The sequence below is a fragment of the Staphylococcus petrasii genome (assembly GCF_002902565.1).
GTDB classification, from domain to species: Bacteria; Bacillota; Bacilli; order Staphylococcales; family Staphylococcaceae; genus Staphylococcus; species Staphylococcus petrasii.
Genome location: NZ_PPRC01000019.1, coordinates 1 through 17,698, shown reverse-complemented (window position 1 = coordinate 17,698; position 17,698 = coordinate 1). Strand labels below are relative to the sequence as shown.

Here is a 17,698-nt window from a genome sequence, read left to right as displayed (position 1 = left end):
AGCTTCTTCTGTACTTGGCTCTTGTGTTGTTGCTTCTTTACTAGTTTTTTCTGTACTTGGCTCTTGTGTTGTTGCTTCTTTACTAGTTTCTTCTGTACTTGGTGCTTGAGTTGTCGCTTCTTTACTAATCTCTTCCGTACTTGGTTGAGGTTGATGTGTTACATCTACTTGTTCAGTTTGTGATGAATTTTTTTCAACAGTCTGCACATTTCCTTTTTCTTTAACACTCGACTGTTGGCTACTGTCAGAAGTAGTAGTTACTTGATCTTTTTCAGCAGCTTTTGCTTCGTCATGTGCACTTCCAAAAATTAATGTAGCCCCTACTAATATGGAAGCTGTCCCTACAGTAAATTTTCTAATCGAATATTTATTTTGTCTATTCGGTAGAAAATCTAGTCTTTTGTTCTGTTTTTTTCTCAAACAAAATCACTCCTAATTTTCGATTAATTACTCCAACACTTGTTATTGAGTTAGAAAACATTTTACAAAATTAAAAATATTTCCTTATATATTTGCTAGAAAATAATTGACTAACAATTATATGCAAAAACAATATACCACATTTCTTAGATAAAAAAACTAAAAAAACATAATTTACATTGTAAATTATATGTAATTTTTTATTGAACTATTAAATTTGAGCAAAACAAGTTACCTTACTAAGTAAATAACAATATGCAACATATTTTACAATTAAAAAAAGAGCGATTTTCATCGCTCTTTAAACTAGTTTCTTCTATTATATATACATTTTTCTGTATTATTATTTTTTATTTTAAATGTTCGTACGGACTATTATTCACAAATGATACAATTTGATCTACGAATAATTTTGCGCGTAATTGGAATTGTTCATCATCTAAATATAATGTGCCGTCATCTAATTTACCGTAATCAGAGTCATGTGTAGCAATTTGTGTAGGTACAGCGATACCTAATAAGCTTCTTACGATAACGCGTAAGTGTGATAATGGTTCAGAACTTACAATGCCACCGCTATTGCCGATTAAGCCGACTGGTTTCATTTTAAAATAATCCATGTTGACGTGGTCTAACGCATTTTTCAAAATACCAGAATATGAACCATGATAGTTTGGTGTACCAAGGATTAAGAAATCCGCTTCCATTGTCTTCTCTTTGAACTCTTTCGTATTGGCTTTGATTTCGTCAACTGAAGGTGTCGTGCCTGAGAAGTCTAACTGATTTAATGGTTTCTCAGCTAAATCGAAAATATCGACATCCATTTCATGATTATCAAATTGGCCTACTAAATATTTCGCCAATGCGTTTGTATGTGAGCCAACTTGGGCACTTCCTACAATAATAAGTCCTTTCATCATTACAAAACTCCTCTTTAATTATTTATTCTGCTCTTCTTTCAAAAACTTCATAATTGCTTTACCAACGCCACTATTTTCATTCGTATCAGTAACGTATTTAGCAATCGCCTTCACTTCAGGCATTGCATTCTCCATAGCAACCGGATAACCAACGCGCTCTAACATCGACGCATCATTTAAGTTATCACCTAATGCCATCACATCTTGTAAATCGATGTTAAGTTGATCCGCAATCGTTTCTAGCGCAATCCCTTTTTGTGCTTCTGCATGCGTGATCTCTAAGTTACCTCGTGAAGATGATGAAATCGCTAAACTTGAAATAGATGCGAGTTCTTCTCCAATTGCTTTAATCTTTTCTAAATCAGGATTAAAGGCCAACACTTTCATAATTAATTCACCAGGAACATCTTCAATATCTTCATAACTGTCTACCACTTTTAGTGAACCATTATCAATACGTTTTTGAATTCCTGCTTTAATCTTTTCAACATCTGCCTCTTGACCCGCTTGCTTAGCAATATCAATATAAATATCTAAATCACGCGTAGGATCTTCCGTATAAATCCCTCTATTTGTATAAATTTGATAATACACATTATCTTTATTCAAGATTGATTTAATACGTTCCACCAATTCATGGTTTAAGTGAGAAGTGCTCATAATATTATGAGATTCATCACGCACTTCAGCCCCATTCAGGCAAATATATGGCACAGTCAAATCCGTATCAGCGATAGGCGTACTCGCTTCATAGAACGCACGTCCCGTCGCAATAACGACTGTAATCCCTTGAGATTGCGCATATTTAATGGCATCAATGTTCTCTTGAGAAATCTCATGCGCTGCATTTAATAATGTGCCATCCATATCCGTTGCTATTAATTTAATCATACAGTTACCTCGTTTCATTGACTTAATCCCTATCAATTTTTCTTTTTTTGAAAAAGGGCATTTGCTTAACAAAAGTATGAAATTTTAAACTTTAAATTCAGTGTATATTTTAACAAATTTACGACAGTTTGTACGCTTAAATGTTTGTTTTAGACTTCTTCGCTCGCAGTTCACGGAAAAAGTTACGCAACAAATCGCCACATTCATTTTTAAGAACGCCCGTAACAACCGAGGCCCTGTGATTAAAGCGAGGCTCCTCAAGTAAATTCATCAAACTACCGCTACATCCGCCTTTAGGATCCATGGCGCCAAACACTACTTTAGGAATACGACTCATCACAATCGCGCCGGCACACATAACACATGGTTCAAGCGTGACATATAGCGTGCAGTCTTCCAAACGCCAACTTTCCACCACTTTCGAGGCACGTTCAATCGCAATATGTTCCGCATGTGCAGTCGGCTGTTGTGCAGTTTCTCTTAAATTGTGAGCACGCGCGATAATTTCGTCATCTTTTACAATTATGGCCCCAATGGGAACTTCGCCAAGTTGTTGCGCTTTCTTTGCTTCCTCAATCGCTAAATTCATGTAATATTCATCATTTGCCATGTGTGTCCTACCTCACTTGTGATACAATACTCATTGTCTATTTTAACATTTGGAGATGTGATTATGAATAAACCATTTATCGCAATCGAAGGTCCTATCGGTGTAGGTAAGTCTTCTTTAGCTCATAAACTTAGCCAAACTTTGAATTATTATGAAGAAAAAGAAATTATTGACGAGAACCCCTTTTTATCAGATTTTTACGATGACATTTCTAAATGGAGCTTTCAAACAGAAATGTTCTTCTTATGTAATCGCTATAAGCAAGCCAAAGATATTGCAGAAATGAAGCAAGGCGTTGTCAGTGATTATCATATTTATAAAAATAAACTTTTTGCTCGTAATACGTTGGATGATGCAGAATTTGATAAATTCAATCGCATTTTTGATATTTTGACGGAAGATATTGAAATGCCAAATATGATTATTTTCTTAGATGCAGATTTAAATATTTTGAAAAAGCGTATAGCGAAACGAAAGCGCAGTTTTGAGCACCAAATTGAAGATGATTATTTATTAAATTTAAAAAGAGATTATTTAGCGCTGTATGAAGCTCTAAAACAAGAAGGCGCAAATGTTGTATTGATCAATACAAGTGACATTGATTTTGTAAATAATGAAGCAGATTATCAATATATTTTAGAACAAATTAAACCAATGATAGGAGATAGTGAACATGAATAATTACGGCGTACCTCAGAATGCAATTATTACAATTGCTGGGACAGTGGGAGTAGGAAAGTCAACATTAACACAGGCGTTAGCTGACAAATTGAATTTTAAGACTTCTTTTGAAAATGTAGACCATAATCCTTATTTAGATAAATTTTATGATGATTTTGAGCGTTGGAGTTTTCATTTACAGATTTATTTTTTAGCAGAGCGTTTTAAAGAACAAAAACGTATGTTTGAATATGGTGGCGGTTTTATTCAAGATCGTTCTATTTATGAAGATGTGGATATTTTTGCGAAGATGCATGAAGAACAAGGTACGATGAGTGAAGATGACTTTAAGACGTATTCGGAGTTATTTAATGCGATGGTAATGACGCCATATTTTCCAAAGCCAGATGTATTGATCTATTTAGAGTGTGATTATGATGAGGTAATTGAGCGTATTAAGCGTCGTGGTCGTGATATGGAAATTAATACGGATCCTGAGTATTGGCAAAAGCTGTTTAAGCGTTATGAAACGTGGATTAATAACTTCAATGCGTGTCCAGTGGTTCGCATTAATATTAATGAGTATGATATTCATGAAAATCCTGATTCTTTAGACCCAATTATTGATAAAATTGCGCATATTATTAATACGTATCGCAATGTGGATAATAGATAATAGTTAATTGAAAATGCCTGCACAATCAATTGAATTGTGCAGGCGTTTTGTGTATTGACGTAGTTCTAAAATGGATTTAACTCATTTTGTTGCGACGCTTTCTTGCGGGAAAGGCTTAAGCCTGTAGTCTTAAGCTCTTTCTTTTCCGCCAAGAGTCGCGCAACGTCATTCGTTATTCATCTTAGAACTACTTACTCAAACGGAAATTCACATTTATTAACTTTTTTATATGTTCAAACATTAATACTCTATAATTATTTTTCGCTGTGTTGTTTTAGTATTTTTGGGACGTCTACGGCTGTATCGATGATATAGTCTGCGTCTTCTAGTTCATCTTTTTTAGCGATGCCACTTAATACGCCGATTGCTAGGCCCAATTCTGCATTTACTTTTGTTTTCATGTCATTATTCGTATCTCCTACGATAACCACATCTGCAGGTCTAACATCATAGTGATCGAATAATGGGTTAAGTACTGCTGGATTTGGTTTTTCAGCAGCATGTGTTTCAGTAGAGATGATTAAGTCAAATGCGTCTTCTGAATTTGTATCTTCTAAGAATTGCATGACACCTTTTCGAGAGTCACTTGTGACGATACCAATTTTATAGCCCTCATTTTTCAGAGCTTTAATAGTTTCATAAACGCCTTCAATCCAGTTATTCTCTGGTACGCGATTATCTACAAGTTCTTGGCTTGTGTTACGTGTCCAATCCGATACATCTTCACCGGCTATATTATTAAATGCCTTCACCATATCATCCAGTGAGCCTGAACCCATGACAGAATTCGGCACAATCGCATCATCAATTACGCCAAGTTGACGATGTGCCGCTTCTTTATCAGCGATTGGAAATTTATCTAAAAAACTGTCTACAAGACGAACGCCAATCTTCTCCCAGCTCTTATCAAATTCAATTAATGTTCCGTCTTTATCAAATAATATCCATTCCATTTCAACTAACACTCCTGCCATTCATGATTTATAACTCTTCTATTGTAATATAGATAGTGCTAATTCGTATAGAAATGTGAAATGGCTGGAGCAAAGCTAGGGTTTTTAGTTATTGTTTTTTTGGTTATTATGGTCTTCTCTAAATTTTCTACGACGCGCCTCTTCTTTAGATACGCCATATTCAAATTTCTCTGGACTTTCTTTAGCTTCGTTTACACCTTTTTTGGCACCTTTGATAAATTCTTTTATCGCACGAATAATCATAATATTTATCACCTTTCTTTTATTTTTAAAAAGTGGAACATATTACTTTCAACAACAATATAACATTTGAATGTGCTATTTGATGAAAACATTAATTTTTTATCAAAATAAGTAGTTTACAACTATTATATGTGGGTAAAATTAAGCACGGTTATTCAATTTCATAAATCGTAAAAGCTTACCCCATTAGTCAATAGATTAGTGGGGTCTTTCTTTTTCAATATTATTGTTCATAAATTTGCATTTATTTGCATATTAACTAGTGTATAGGTTTTAAGTCTTATAGATTCATGCGTCTTAGTGCCGATTACTTTATCACTTTAATACGTTAAACTAAATAAAAATGATTAAAGGTGCAAATAAATTATGAATACTTCATTTAATAAATCTAAAATAAACATTTTATTTATTATAAGTGCGTTGTCTTTCTTAATTATCGTGTTAGGCATGAGGCTTCACATGTTATTAATAAATATTATTGATAAAACTTCTTTCAATTGGTTCTTACATACATTTGGAGAGCCACAAATGAATTATCAGGGTAAGTGGTTTAACGATTACATGACCACAGTGGCGACTTATGGAGATATAGTAACTTTTGTTATTTTAACTATTATCATTGCGATTATAGTATTTTTCAAACGTCATTTTATACTATCTCTTTGGCTACTATTGACTGTAGCATCAGGTGGAATTGTAGGTATCCTGCTGAAAGATGTATTACACCGGGCTCGTCCTTACGATCATTTATCTATTGATGCTGGTTTTTCTTTCCCTAGTGGTCACTCATTAGCTAGTACACTAGTTATTATGATTATTGTACTGTTCTTTATCCCGAAAATTCACAGCCAACTATTAAAATGGTCATTAACTTCAGTATTGATTATTGCTTGGATAAGTATCCTCTTCTCAAGACTATACTTCCATGCTCATTATTTAACAGATGTATTAGGTGGCGTTACATTTAGCCTATCTTGGGGCTTTGGCTTTATGATTTTATATCAACGTTTTGCGGTGAAATTGAATCAATTAAATATTTTTAGGAAAAATAAAAATTACCACGTTTCAAATTTATAATTCTTAATTAAAAAAATACCTCCTAAATGTTAGAATTTGATCTAACTTTTAGAAGGTATTTACTATACAATTTAACAACTTATTTAGGTTCGCCGTGTACAAGAATGCCACTTACTAAATCGATGACTTTTTTAATGAAACCGAATACGTCTGCCATTTGATTTCACTCCTTATAAATTTGTCTTATACCTATAGTTTAGCTTCCTTTAGAAGTTTTTGGACATTCTTGCGTAAATGATTATTTAAGATGCAAATCTGTTATTAAAACAATTATTTTAATTCAATCGAAAGCAGTTCTTCTACATAACTGTCTTTCACTTCGTAAACTACTGGATTACTTTTTAATTTAACAAGTTTATCTTCATATTTAGAGATTACTTCATTAACCTTATTTCTTGAGTAACCGACGATATCTTTCACTTCTTTTATGCTTATTCTTGAATATTTACTTCCAAATACTTTGTCTTGAAGCAATACAAACAGGACATCTAAATCATATTTATTTAATGTTTGTTGATCGAGTGATTTTGCTAATCTTGTAATTATTTTAATGTTATTTTCAAAAGTTTCTATAATATTATTTTGACCTTCAATAAGTAATTGCATCATCTCATCGATAAAATTTGTTAATTCACCTTTATTAAAATAATCAGAGGCTTCTTCAAACGATTTATAATATTTATTTTTATTATTATTTACTACATATGAAAAAGTAAGAGCTGTAAAAGAATCTAAATTATCATTTAGTAGTTTTGCTAAAATATATCTTCCTACTCTTCCATTACCGTCATAAAAAGGATGTATATATTCAAACATGTAATGACTAGCTAAAATTTTGTAAATTGCCGGGGCCTCATAATGTTTAATAAAACTTATTAACATCGTTAAATACTCAAAGATTTCTGGTTCATTAAATTCATTTCTATGTACCCATTTACTTTTTGAATTATCATAAACACCAATTGAATTCTTTCTAAATAAATTTCCATCAGGCAAATCAGTTTCTTTAATTTCAGATGAAACAATAGAATCAAAAATTTCACGTATATCTGATACTGAATTAAAAGAAACATTACCGTTTTCTAGCATAATATACTGATTTACTAACCCATCGAAACGTTTATTTTCACCTTTAGTTTTATTTAAAGAAGCAGCTATTTCTTTTTTCGTACTTTTCACATTTTCAATTTCATTAGTACTTTGTAGCTCATTTATTAATAAATGCTTTATGTATAATTTATTAGCAACATTAGGTAATGAAGTAGACAGTTGCTTAATTCTATCTGAATTGTTTAAAACTTTTTCTAAACGAATACATAATGCACGATTTATAACAAAAAATAAGGGATATTTAATTTCTAATCTTTGTTTTTCATCTTGTATTGGATGAATTATAAAATCTGTTACATAACTTGAATAACTATTTAATCTCATATTATATTCAGTTTCAATACTATCCCAACCATACATATGAAAAAGCTTTTTAAGCGATTTATATTCCAATTAAACACCTCCTTACTTATCATATATACAAATATGACGTTTATACTTAAGATTATTATAATTAATTTTCCATTATTATATTATAGAAGTATTAGGTTTAAAGATATTTTTCTTTTTCTATATACATTTTATGTATAAATTTGATAAATGGACATAAAAAAAGCTAGAAATCGCTTTATTCCAGCGTTTCTAGCTCATTAAAATCTCGATTATTTATATTCTGGTACTACGACTCTCCAACCGTGTTTGTCTTCTAATTTACCACTTTGGATGCCTGTGTAAGTGTCATATAATTTTTTAGTGATTTCGCCTGGTTCGTTATTGTTAATTACGATTTCACGGTCTTCGTATTTTAATACGCCTACCGGTGAAATAACTGCTGCAGTACCTGAACCGAATACTTCTGTTAATTCGCCTTTATCGCATGCTTCGAATAATTCATCGATACCTACTTTACGTTCTTCAACTTCGTAACCAAGTTCTTTAGCTAATTCAATAATTGATTTACGTGTAATACCTGGTAAGATACTACCATTTAATGCTGGTGTAACGAGTTTTCCATTTTCAACGAAGAAGATATTCATACTACCTACTTCTTCAACGTATTTACGTTCAACACCGTCTAACCATAATACCTGGTCATAACCTAATTGGTTCGCGTTTGTTTGTGCTAATAAGCTTGCTGCATAGTTACCTGCTACTTTGGCGAAACCTACACCACCGCGTACGGCACGAACATATTCGTCTTCTACATAAATTTTAGTTGTTTTTAAAGTGTCGCCACCATAATATGCACCAGATGGAGATAAGATAATTAATAATTTATATTGATGAGAAGCTCTTACCCCTAAAATACCTTCTGTTGCGAATACGAATGGACGAATATATAATGATTGACCTTCACCTTCAGGTACCCAGTCACGTTCAACATCAACAAGTTGTTTTAATCCATCTAATAATAACTCTTCATCTACTTTAGGCATTTCTAAACGTGCTAATGAATCGTTGATACGTTTGAAGTTTTGATCTGGACGGAATAATACTACTTCACCGTTATGTTTGTAAGCTTTTAACCCTTCGAATACTGCTTGACCATAGTGAAGCCCTTGTGCAGCTGGAGAAACTTCAATTGGTGCGTAAGGAACGATTTTTAAATCATGCCAACCTTTATCACTATCGTAGTCTAAACTTAACATGTAATCAGTGAAGTACTGACCAAATCCCAAATTGCCTTCTGGTTTTTCTTTAAGTGTCTCGCGTTGTTCAAATTTAACTTTTTCTGACATGATGAAAACCTCCTAATGTTTTCCTGATTAATAGTAACTTAAATTATAGCAATCTCATATTTTCTATTCAATAAATTTTCAAAAAATTCAAACTAAACCCTTATTGTAAACCCTTTCTTCAAAAATAACATATATTAACAATTAATTTAAATCCATCTTTGAAAATGAATATTAGTAATTCTACAATTTTATTAGTACTATTTACATATATATTAATAATTATGTAAGTAAAAAAGTATTAAAAACACGATAAATATATTGAATGAAAATGCTCAAGTATTTAAGTAAGTAGTTCTAAAATGGATAATGGAACGCAGTTGAGCGCGGGGCCCCAGCACAAAGACTTTCACATAGAAAGTCTACAAACAAAGCAAGCTGGGGAAAGGAACTTAAGGGTTCATACACTTACGTAAGTAGTTCTAAGATAGATAGCGAAACGTAATTGCGAGACTCCTAGGGGAGCAGGATGAGTGTCGAGACCAAGGCTCGACCCAGCCCCCTAGGCAAGCGCCTCAACTTAAGTGAAATGGCAATCCATTTTAGACCCCTTTTCACACAAAAAACTAGCAGGGCACGACGACCCTGCTAGTTCAATACATCAAACTTATTTATTTTTCTCTTTTTCTTCAATCGCTTTTAACATTAATTCAGTCATACCAGCTAAATCATATTTAGGATCAAAGCCCCACTCTTTACGAGAATAACTAGTATCAATATTATCAGGCCAGCTATCCGCAATCGCTTGACGCGCTGGATCCACTTCATAATCTAACACGAAATCAGGATAATGTTTTTGAATTGCAGCTTTGATTTCCTCAGGCTCGAAACTCATCGCACTTAAGTTATAACCATTACGCGTTTCAAGCTTGTCAGCATCCGCTTCCATCAATTTAATAATCGCATCAATCGCATCATCCATATACATCATATCCATGTAAGTATCTTTCGCGATATAGCTTGTATAACGACCTTTTCTAACCGCTTCAAAGTAAATCTCAACGGCATAGTCAGTTGTACCGCCACCTGGCTCTTTAACATGAGAAATAAGACCAGGGAATCTCACACTACGCGTATCGACGCCGAATTTTTTGAAGTAGTATTGGCATAATAACTCACCAGCAACCTTATTCACACCATACATAGTAGTAGGTTGTTGAATCGTATTTTGTGGCGTATTTTTCTTAGGTGTTGAATCACCAAACGCACCAATAGAACTTGGCGTGAAGAAATGTAAATCATATTTTCTAGCAGTTTCTAAAGCATTCATTAAACCGCCCATATTTAAGTCCCAAGCTAAAAGAGGATTCTTCTCAGCAGTCGCAGATAATAAAGCCGCCATATGCATTAACGTATCCGCTTTAAAGTCCTCAGCGATTTTCATCATTTTATCGCGATCAGTTACGTCTAAAATTTCAAACGGTCCATTTGCAACCGGTGAACCCTCTTCAGGCTCTCTAATATCCGTCGCTAAAACATTATCATTCCCATAAATTTCACGACATTTTAATACCAACTCAGTCCCGATTTGACCAAGCGCTCCTGTAATAATTATTCTTTCCATAAATAAAAGCTCCCTTTGTGTGTTCTACACGTATAATTGTCCTTTCAGAGAATACATAGTCCCTGATTACATGTTTATTATAGTATAAAAGCGCTTTCTTGTATACTCACAAAGTACATCCTTTTTACTTTTCTCTTTTTTTGAAAAGTCAGAGATACTTAGCCCACAAAACACCATATTTATTAATTATTTTTAAAATTAACGTAAATAATCCCACAAGAAAGCTTTATATCCCCCGCCTTATGCTAAGATGAAAATGTAAATTTTATTCATAAAGGAGGCTAATATGAAACAGTATCTCGTTCCATTCATACTTATTTTATTTTTAGCATTCGGTTTAGTATCTGGCACATCCTACGCTGCCGAAACACAAGATACTAACTCGTCTAATAATGCTGTTAGTACTGAAACAACTACATCCGTACAAACACCTTCTCATCAAGATACAACCACAACACATGAAGATGCAGTATCATCACAACAAGATATAACCACAGCACAACAGGATATGAAACCAACACACCAGGATACAACATCAACACATCAAGTTGTGACGTCACCTTCTACACAACCTGCTACTTCAGAGAAGTCCCTTGATTCATCTCAAGGTTCTGCCTTTTCAAAAAATGAAACATCGGTAAAAACACCTTCTCAAGAAGTTAATAAAACTGCTACGCCAGCTTCTCAAGAGGTAGCAACATCTTCAAAAATTGAAGAAAAAGCAACTACTGAAGCGCCTACTCAAGAAGTAGCAACAAAAACTCAACCTTCTACGCAAGAGAACAAAAGTTCAAAAACTGTACAAGAATCAGTACAACAACCGCAAAATAACAACACTACAGAAACACCAAATACTACCGCAGATACAACACAGAAAGTTAAAACAGAAACTCCTAAAGACACAACTCAAGCAACAAAATCAGTAGAACCTGCTAAACCTTCAACAAAAGCAGTTGCACCAACTCCTAAGTCTTCTACTAATACTGCAAAGCATACAATTTTACATACTAATGACATTCATGGCCGTTTTGTAGAAGATGAAGGCAGAGTAATTGGTATGGCTAAATTTAAGGGCCTTAAAGAACAATATCATCCAGATTTAGTCGTTGATTCTGGCGATGCTTTCCAAGGATTACCAGTATCTAACAAATCTAAAGGTGAAGAAATGGCTAAAGCGATGAATGGCGTTGGCTACGACGCGATGACTATCGGAAACCATGAATTTGACTTTGGTTATGATCAATTAATGCGATTACAGAAACAGCTTAACTTCCCAATGGTTTCATCTAATATTTATAAAAACGGACAGCGTGTGTTCCAACCTTCTACTATCGTCAATAAAAATAATATTCGTTATGGGATTGTAGGTGTGACAACGCCTGAAACGAAGACAAAGACTTCTCCTACTGCTGTAGAAGGTGTCGAATTCAAAGACCCGCTTCCTAGTGTGACGCAAGCAATGACAGATATTAAAAATAAGGTCGATGTGTTCGTTATTTTATCGCATTTAGGTGTAGATAAATCGACAAAGTCTATTTGGCGTGGCGACTATCTTATCGATCAATTAACAAAAAGTGGCGTTTTCAAGCAACCGATTTTTGTATTAGATGGACATTCACATACGGTCATTGAACATGGTGAACATTATGGTACAAACAATGTCCTTGCTCAGACTGGAACGGCACTAGCTAATGTTGGCCGTGTTGATTTTAATTTTCAAAATAAAAAAGCTTCTGACGTTAATGCTTCACTAATCAATGTGGCGGATGCTAAAGATGTGACAGCTGACCCTCAAATCGAAGCTCAAACGAAGAAAGCCAACGATGAATTCTTGAAAGAAACATCTACAGTGGTCATTCCTAACAACACCGTGACATTTAACGGAGAACGTGCCCAAGCGCGTACGCAAGAAACCAATTTAGGTAACTTAATTACAGATGCAATGGAAGCATACGGCGCTAAGAATTTCTCACATCAACCAGATTTCGCGGTGACAAATGGTGGCGGAATTCGCGCTTCTATTGAAAAAGGTAAAGTAACAGAAAACGACATTATTACAGTATTACCATTCGGAAACTTAATTTCACAAATTCAAGTTAAAGGTTCAGATGTTGAAAAAGCATTCGAACATAGTCTTGGTTCAGATACAGAAACCCAAGATGGCAAAACGGTATTAGCCCCAAACGGTGGCTTCTTACAAGTGTCTGACTCAATTCGCGTATACTTTGATATCAATAAAGAACCCGGACAGCGCGTCAATGCGATTAAAGTATTGAATAAAGAAACAGGTGCGTACGAAGACTTAGATCCAAATCGCACATACTACGTTACTACAAATGATTTCACAGCTAACCAAGGGGATGGCTATGATATGTTCGGCGGACAACGAGAAGAAGGCATTTCATTAGATGCCGTCGTGGCACAATTTATTAAAGAAACGGATTTAAGCAAATATGATACAACAGATCCTGTGCGTATTATTAACGGCCAGCCTGAAAGTGATGAACAGCCTAATACAGGCGCTCACACTGGCGATAACAACAATAACGCTAACGGCACACCTCAACATGGAAATACTGATGAAGGAGTAGACGTGGATGCGCCTAAACATAACGGCGAAGTTGCCTATCATGAAGATCATAAGGCACCTCAAGGTTCAGAACATCACTCTTCTTCTGAAAATGAAGCAACAAAAGGTCACATCGCAAGTGGTAAACACAACCACCATAAAGGCGACAACATCATCACCTTCCCTACGCAACATCAACATGACAATACAAATACAGTAGGAGCAAAAGGACAAGAAGCAAACCATTCTAATCATGCAGTAGATTGTCATAAAGTCGTTCACTTAAATGGTAATTCTCACTCGTCACATAAAATAGAAGTAGCGGTGAACAAACCATCTCATGAAGGAAAACATACAGTCGACAATGCAACTCATGCACATCAGTCACATAATACTGCTCAAAGTAATGCTAATATAGCTACTAACGCACTTATGACATCTCACCATACTCCTATCACTCAATTACCTAACACAGGTAAAAATGGAGATATTGTAGAACATGGAATCGCTATCGTATTAGTAATTACAGGTGCCGGTTTAGTTTATTTACGTAACCGTAAAAAATCAGCATAAACTTATTTCAATAATTATAAAAAACCGTGTAAATGGGACAATTAAGTGCCATCTACACGGTTTCTTATTTTTAAATTTCTATTTGTTATTTTCCACTGCTTTTTTATAGAAATAATTCGCTACTACAATATCTACAATTGCTAAGCCTACTGACTTAAATAAAGTGACTTCTTTATCATCTTCACGTCCAGGGATTTTACCTGCTACGATGTCGCCAAGTTCTCCATGTAACGATTCTTTTGTGATAATACCTTCTTCTTGAGGTACTTTTAAATCACCCGTTTCTTCCATAGCTGCTTCGACAGATTCCACTACAATTTTATTAGCGACTAGCATGGACTCAGATGGCAATTCTTGCATTTCTGGTTTGAATGAACCGACTGCATTGAGATGAACGCCCGGATGTAATGAGTGCGAATATACGGGTTTCGTTGAATTAGTTGCTGTGACTACGATATCCGCTTCTTCCATCGCATCGTCCGCCTCATCAAACACTTTTGTAGACACGTTGTAATCTTTCTCTACATTTTGAGCTAAACGTTCTGCATTCTCTTTAGTTCGACTTGAGAAATGCACAGTTTCAATGTTTCTAACTGCCATCACTGCTGCAATTAACCCTTCAGCTTGGTCTCCTGCACCAATCACACATAGTGTTTTCGCATCTTCACGTGCTAAATACTTAGTAGCTACGCCTGAAATTGCGCCAGTACGAATTTTAGTTAAGTAACTACCATCTAATACTGCTAACGTTTCTCCAGTTTCATAGTCACTTAATAAGACAGATCCTGTAATTGTTTTTTTACCTTTTTTAGGGTTATCTGGTGCAAATGTAACAGTTTTGATGCCGACTATTTTTAATTCATCTGAGAGTGCTGGCATCACTAAATATCTATTTTCATTATTGAATGGTAAGACATAGCGCAATGGTGTTTCTGTTTTTCCCTCTGAAAATGCTCGCAACGACTGCGCTACTTCCTCAACGACTTCTTCCATATTTAACAATTGCTGTTGATCTTGCTCATTTAATACTAGCATCTAAACGCCCCCATACATGTATATTCATCATTATTAACTTATTACCCTACAACTAAGTCAAATAAATACATTTTCGAACTCAAAAAAGCCGAAACTGTGAATATTAATTTATTTTATAAAAAACATTAACTTAGTGTTGTGAAGATGTTTAAATGGTGTTATCTTTATACTATAAATACAAGGACACTCATTAGAGAAACCTTGCGATTTCATATTATTATGAAACTATTTATAAACTTTTGACGCCAATCATTCTTCACCAGTGAAGAATGATTTTTTCTAAATTGAAAACTGTCTAAGTTTAATCCACGTAGCCTTCGTTATAATACGTCGCTTTATTAGACAAGAACTCCTTCAAACTATGATGATAGTACACTAACTTCTCATCCGCTTCTTCAACTGTCAGCCAACGTAATTCTGCAATTTCATCTTTCATATGAATTTCTGTTTTATATTCATCTACTGTAACTTTAAACATAATAAATAAAGTATGTACGTCCATACGTGTTGATTTACCTTCATTGATGCTAACGATGTCGCCTACTTTAGCAGTCAAACCAGTTTCTTCCATCACTTCACGTTCTAACGCTTCCACTAGTGTTTCACCATATTCTACCTTGCCACCTGGTAACGACCATCCATCATCATCTGTATTATGAACAAGTAATACCTCGCCATTTTCATTTTGAATTAATGCGTAAACTACTTTAAGATCTTTCATACACTGTTCCCTTCATTCATTAGGTATTTCAAAGCGACTAACCAAGTTACCATTTTTCTTTGTATAAGGTGTTATTTCGTACCCTCCACAATGTTTCATTACTGCTTGTGAAGCATAATTTTTAGGGTTGCATGTCATTAACACGGTCTCAACGCCTAACGTCTTCAAAATTTTCATAGCTTCTGTAAGCATTGTTGAAGCGATACCTTGACCTCTATATGATTTCCTTACACCATAACCTACGTGTCCGCCTATATTAGTTAAACGTTTATTTAATTTATGACGAATATCTACAGCTCCCACAATTTGATCATCTTTAAAATAAAACAATGTCGTCGTAGGCACCCAATCTGCGTCTGCTTCTTCTTTATTAAGCTCATCAATCATTTGTTTAAAAGAATCGTATTTCGCTAAATCTGTATTAGACGGTACAATTTTTTCTTCATTGTCATACCACTCTTTTAAATACTGCACTAACGCTTCTTCATCTTGATAACTTAATTGTCTTAATTCGGGCATAAGCTTTTCTCTCTTTCTAAAATGTTTATACGCTATGTCATTTTCAGTTTATCACTCAATAATATAAAAAACATCCACAAGCCTAGTGGCCTATGGATGTTATAACATTATAAAAATGTAGTTTTTTTATTATTTAATTGTTCCTAGTTCTTTACCTACTTTTTCATAAGCAGCAATTGCTTTATCTAACATTTCTTTAGTATGTGCTGCAGTAGGCATATTTCTTACACGACCAGTACCACGTGGAACTGTTGGGAAGACGATAGATTTAACATAGATTCCTTCGTCTTTAAGACGTTTACTGAATTCTTGTGTTTCTTTTTCGTCACCGATAATTACTGGAGTAATTGGTGTTTCAGATTCGCCAGTGTTGAAACCTAATTTTTCTAAACCTTGTTTCAAGTATTTAGCGTTATCCCATAATTTATCATGTAATTCAGTAGAAGCCATTAATTTTCTTACAGCTTCAGTGATAGCTTTAGTGTCGCCAGGCGCTAATGAAGTTGAGAATAAGAATGGTCTTGATTGAGCTTTTAACCAGTCGATAAGTTCTTTAGAACCTGCTACGTAACCACCAACTACACCGATTGCTTTTGAAAGTGTACCGATTTGGAAGTCGATTTTATCTTGTAAACCGAAATGTTTAACTGTACCTGCACCTTTACCCATTACACCTGAACCGTGTGCATCGTCAACATATGTGATTAAACCAAATTCTTCAGCGATTTCAACGATTTCTGGTAATTTAGCAACGTCACCATCCATGCTGAATACACCATCAGTAATGTACATCACTTTGTTGTACTGACCAGATTCAACAGCTTCTTTTGCTTTAGCTCTTAAATCGTCCATATCAGAGTGGTTAACACGGATGATTTTAGCTTTAGATAAACGACAACCATCAATGATAGATGCGTGGTTTAATTCATCTGAAAGGATAGCGTCATTTTTGTTCATTACTGCTGAAATAGCTGCCATGTTACAGTTGAATCCAGATTGATAAGCGATAGCTGCTTCAGTACCTTTGAATTCAGCTAATGTTTTTTCTAATTCATCATGTAAGTCTAAAGTACCGTTGATTGAACGTACAGCCCCTGCACCTACACCGTGAGAATCGATTGCTGATTTAGCAGCAGTTTTTAAATCTTCGTTTGTAGCTAGTCCTAAATAGTTGTTTGAAGATAAGTTGATATATTGTTTCCCATTGATAGTAATTTCTGGGCCGTTCGCACCTTCAATTGAATCAATTTCATTGTATAATCCATTATCTTTTAAATATTGGATATTTTCTTCTAAAAAGTTGTGTAAAGATTGAACCATTGTCATTTCCCCTTTTATTTATTTATCAACATTATCATAACTGATTTTTGATGAACATGAAAGCACTATCATGCTTGTAAATTCAATATATTTCATATTCTTCATGTCATGTACAGTTGTATTTTCAATGTGTATTTATT

At 34.3% G+C, this 17,698-nt stretch carries 17 protein-coding genes; 4 read left to right on the top strand and 13 right to left on the bottom strand.

The annotated features are described in order from the left end of the window. From CD127_RS04100 to tadA, 4 genes are all read right to left on the bottom strand, one after another. Positions 1–420 (bottom strand): YSIRK-type signal peptide-containing protein (locus CD127_RS04100; RefSeq protein ID WP_142381308.1); only part of this gene is annotated, 420 nt, incomplete at its 3' end. Between the two features lie 350 nt (positions 421–770). Beyond that, positions 771–1,337: an NADPH-dependent FMN reductase gene (locus tag CD127_RS04095; RefSeq protein WP_103297675.1), complete on the bottom strand. Its 567-nt coding sequence runs from the start codon at positions 1,335–1,337 to the stop codon at positions 771–773. Positions 1,338–1,358: 21 nt separating this feature from the next. Next, on the bottom strand, positions 1,359–2,231 hold the full coding sequence (locus CD127_RS04090; RefSeq protein ID WP_103365861.1) for a Cof-type HAD-IIB family hydrolase: 873 nt from the start codon (positions 2,229–2,231) through the stop codon (positions 1,359–1,361). 136 nt (positions 2,232–2,367) lie between these two features. Further along, a complete protein-coding gene (gene tadA / locus CD127_RS04085; protein WP_103365860.1) occupies positions 2,368–2,841 on the bottom strand; it encodes a tRNA adenosine(34) deaminase TadA in 474 nt (157 codons plus the stop codon). Positions 2,842–2,904: 63 nt separating this feature from the next. Here tadA and CD127_RS04080 point away from each other — a divergent pair, with 63 nt between their 5' ends. Next, the gene (locus CD127_RS04080; protein WP_103365859.1) at positions 2,905–3,522 is read left to right on the top strand and encodes a deoxynucleoside kinase; all 618 of its coding nucleotides are present in this window, start codon (positions 2,905–2,907) and stop codon (positions 3,520–3,522) included. Beyond that, entirely contained in the window at positions 3,515–4,177 is a 663-nt protein-coding gene (locus CD127_RS04075; RefSeq protein WP_103297671.1) for a deoxynucleoside kinase, read from the top strand. The genes CD127_RS04080 and CD127_RS04075 overlap by 8 nt, the downstream gene beginning before the upstream one ends. 254 nt (positions 4,178–4,431) lie before the next feature. On the opposite strand, the gene CD127_RS04070 is transcribed toward CD127_RS04075, so the two are convergent. Further along, positions 4,432–5,130 (bottom strand): HAD family hydrolase, encoded by a 699-nt coding sequence (locus CD127_RS04070; RefSeq protein WP_103365858.1) that lies wholly within the window; start codon positions 5,128–5,130, stop codon positions 4,432–4,434. A gap of 105 nt (positions 5,131–5,235) precedes the next feature. After that, on the bottom strand, positions 5,236–5,394 hold the full coding sequence (locus CD127_RS12625; protein WP_160148978.1) for a hypothetical protein: 159 nt from the start codon (positions 5,392–5,394) through the stop codon (positions 5,236–5,238). Between the two features lie 459 nt (positions 5,395–5,853). On the opposite strand from CD127_RS12625, the gene CD127_RS04065 reads away from it, so the two are divergent. Beyond that, positions 5,854–6,471, top strand: a complete 618-nt coding sequence (locus CD127_RS04065; RefSeq protein ID WP_235851314.1) for a phosphatase PAP2 family protein — start codon at positions 5,854–5,856, stop codon at positions 6,469–6,471. 270 nt (positions 6,472–6,741) lie between these two features. On the opposite strand, the gene CD127_RS04060 is transcribed toward CD127_RS04065, so the two are convergent. From CD127_RS04060 to CD127_RS04050, 3 genes are all read right to left on the bottom strand, one after another. Next, a complete protein-coding gene (locus CD127_RS04060; RefSeq protein ID WP_103365856.1) occupies positions 6,742–7,974 on the bottom strand; it encodes a Fic family protein in 1,233 nt (410 codons plus the stop codon). Positions 7,975–8,183: 209 nt separating this feature from the next. Continuing rightward, on the bottom strand, positions 8,184–9,260 hold the full coding sequence (locus CD127_RS04055) for a branched-chain amino acid aminotransferase (RefSeq protein WP_103365855.1): 1,077 nt from the start codon (positions 9,258–9,260) through the stop codon (positions 8,184–8,186). Between the two features lie 604 nt (positions 9,261–9,864). After that, entirely contained in the window at positions 9,865–10,821 is a 957-nt protein-coding gene (locus CD127_RS04050) for an L-threonine 3-dehydrogenase (RefSeq protein ID WP_103297578.1), read from the bottom strand. A 286-nt stretch (positions 10,822–11,107) separates the two neighbouring features. On the opposite strand from CD127_RS04050, the gene CD127_RS04045 reads away from it, so the two are divergent. Then, entirely contained in the window at positions 11,108–13,963 is a 2,856-nt protein-coding gene (locus tag CD127_RS04045; protein ID WP_103365854.1) for a 5'-nucleotidase C-terminal domain-containing protein, read from the top strand. Positions 13,964–14,041: 78 nt separating this feature from the next. Here CD127_RS04045 and CD127_RS04040 read toward each other — a convergent pair whose 3' ends face one another. The 4 genes from CD127_RS04040 to CD127_RS04025 all read right to left on the bottom strand — a co-directional run bounded on the left by CD127_RS04040 (position 14,042) and on the right by CD127_RS04025 (position 17,558). Beyond that, a complete protein-coding gene (locus CD127_RS04040; protein ID WP_103365853.1) occupies positions 14,042–14,998 on the bottom strand; it encodes an ornithine cyclodeaminase family protein in 957 nt (318 codons plus the stop codon). 301 nt (positions 14,999–15,299) lie between these two features. Continuing rightward, positions 15,300–15,719, bottom strand: coding sequence for an NUDIX hydrolase (locus CD127_RS04035; protein WP_103328837.1), 420 nt, complete (start codon positions 15,717–15,719; stop codon positions 15,300–15,302). Positions 15,720–15,731: 12 nt separating this feature from the next. Continuing rightward, positions 15,732–16,238 carry a GNAT family N-acetyltransferase gene (locus CD127_RS04030; protein ID WP_103365852.1) on the bottom strand — a complete coding sequence of 169 codons (507 nt, stop codon included), beginning with the start codon at positions 16,236–16,238 and terminating at the stop codon, positions 15,732–15,734. A 129-nt stretch (positions 16,239–16,367) separates the two neighbouring features. After that, positions 16,368–17,558, bottom strand: a complete 1,191-nt coding sequence (locus CD127_RS04025; RefSeq protein WP_103297573.1) for a glycine C-acetyltransferase — start codon at positions 17,556–17,558, stop codon at positions 16,368–16,370. Between the last annotated feature and the right edge of the window lie 140 nt (positions 17,559–17,698).

Bases quoted from the DNA above. Each gene is read 5' to 3' on its own strand.
- CD127_RS04075 (WP_103297671.1), top strand. From the start codon at position 3,515: ATGAATAATTACGGCGTACCTCAGAATGCAATTATTACAATTGCTGGG.
- CD127_RS04095 (WP_103297675.1), bottom strand. From the start codon at position 1,337: ATGAAAGGACTTATTATTGTAGGAAGTGCCCAAGTTGGCTCACATACA.
- CD127_RS04045 (WP_103365854.1), top strand. From the start codon at position 11,108: ATGAAACAGTATCTCGTTCCATTCATACTTATTTTATTTTTAGCATTC.
- CD127_RS04065 (WP_235851314.1), top strand. From the start codon at position 5,854: ATGTTATTAATAAATATTATTGATAAAACTTCTTTCAATTGGTTCTTA.
- CD127_RS04030 (WP_103365852.1), bottom strand. From the start codon at position 16,238: ATGCCCGAATTAAGACAATTAAGTTATCAAGATGAAGAAGCGTTAGTG.
- CD127_RS04040 (WP_103365853.1), bottom strand. From the start codon at position 14,998: ATGCTAGTATTAAATGAGCAAGATCAACAGCAATTGTTAAATATGGAA.
- CD127_RS04070 (WP_103365858.1), bottom strand. From the start codon at position 5,130: ATGGAATGGATATTATTTGATAAAGACGGAACATTAATTGAATTTGAT.
- CD127_RS04080 (WP_103365859.1), top strand. From the start codon at position 2,905: ATGAATAAACCATTTATCGCAATCGAAGGTCCTATCGGTGTAGGTAAG.
- CD127_RS04090 (WP_103365861.1), bottom strand. From the start codon at position 2,231: ATGATTAAATTAATAGCAACGGATATGGATGGCACATTATTAAATGCA.
- CD127_RS04055 (WP_103365855.1), bottom strand. From the start codon at position 9,260: ATGTCAGAAAAAGTTAAATTTGAACAACGCGAGACACTTAAAGAAAAA.
- CD127_RS12625 (WP_160148978.1), bottom strand. From the start codon at position 5,394: ATGATTATTCGTGCGATAAAAGAATTTATCAAAGGTGCCAAAAAAGGT.
- CD127_RS04050 (WP_103297578.1), bottom strand. From the start codon at position 10,821: ATGGAAAGAATAATTATTACAGGAGCGCTTGGTCAAATCGGGACTGAG.
- CD127_RS04025 (WP_103297573.1), bottom strand. From the start codon at position 17,558: ATGGTTCAATCTTTACACAACTTTTTAGAAGAAAATATCCAATATTTA.
- CD127_RS04035 (WP_103328837.1), bottom strand. From the start codon at position 15,719: ATGAAAGATCTTAAAGTAGTTTACGCATTAATTCAAAATGAAAATGGC.
- tadA (WP_103365860.1), bottom strand. From the start codon at position 2,841: ATGGCAAATGATGAATATTACATGAATTTAGCGATTGAGGAAGCAAAG.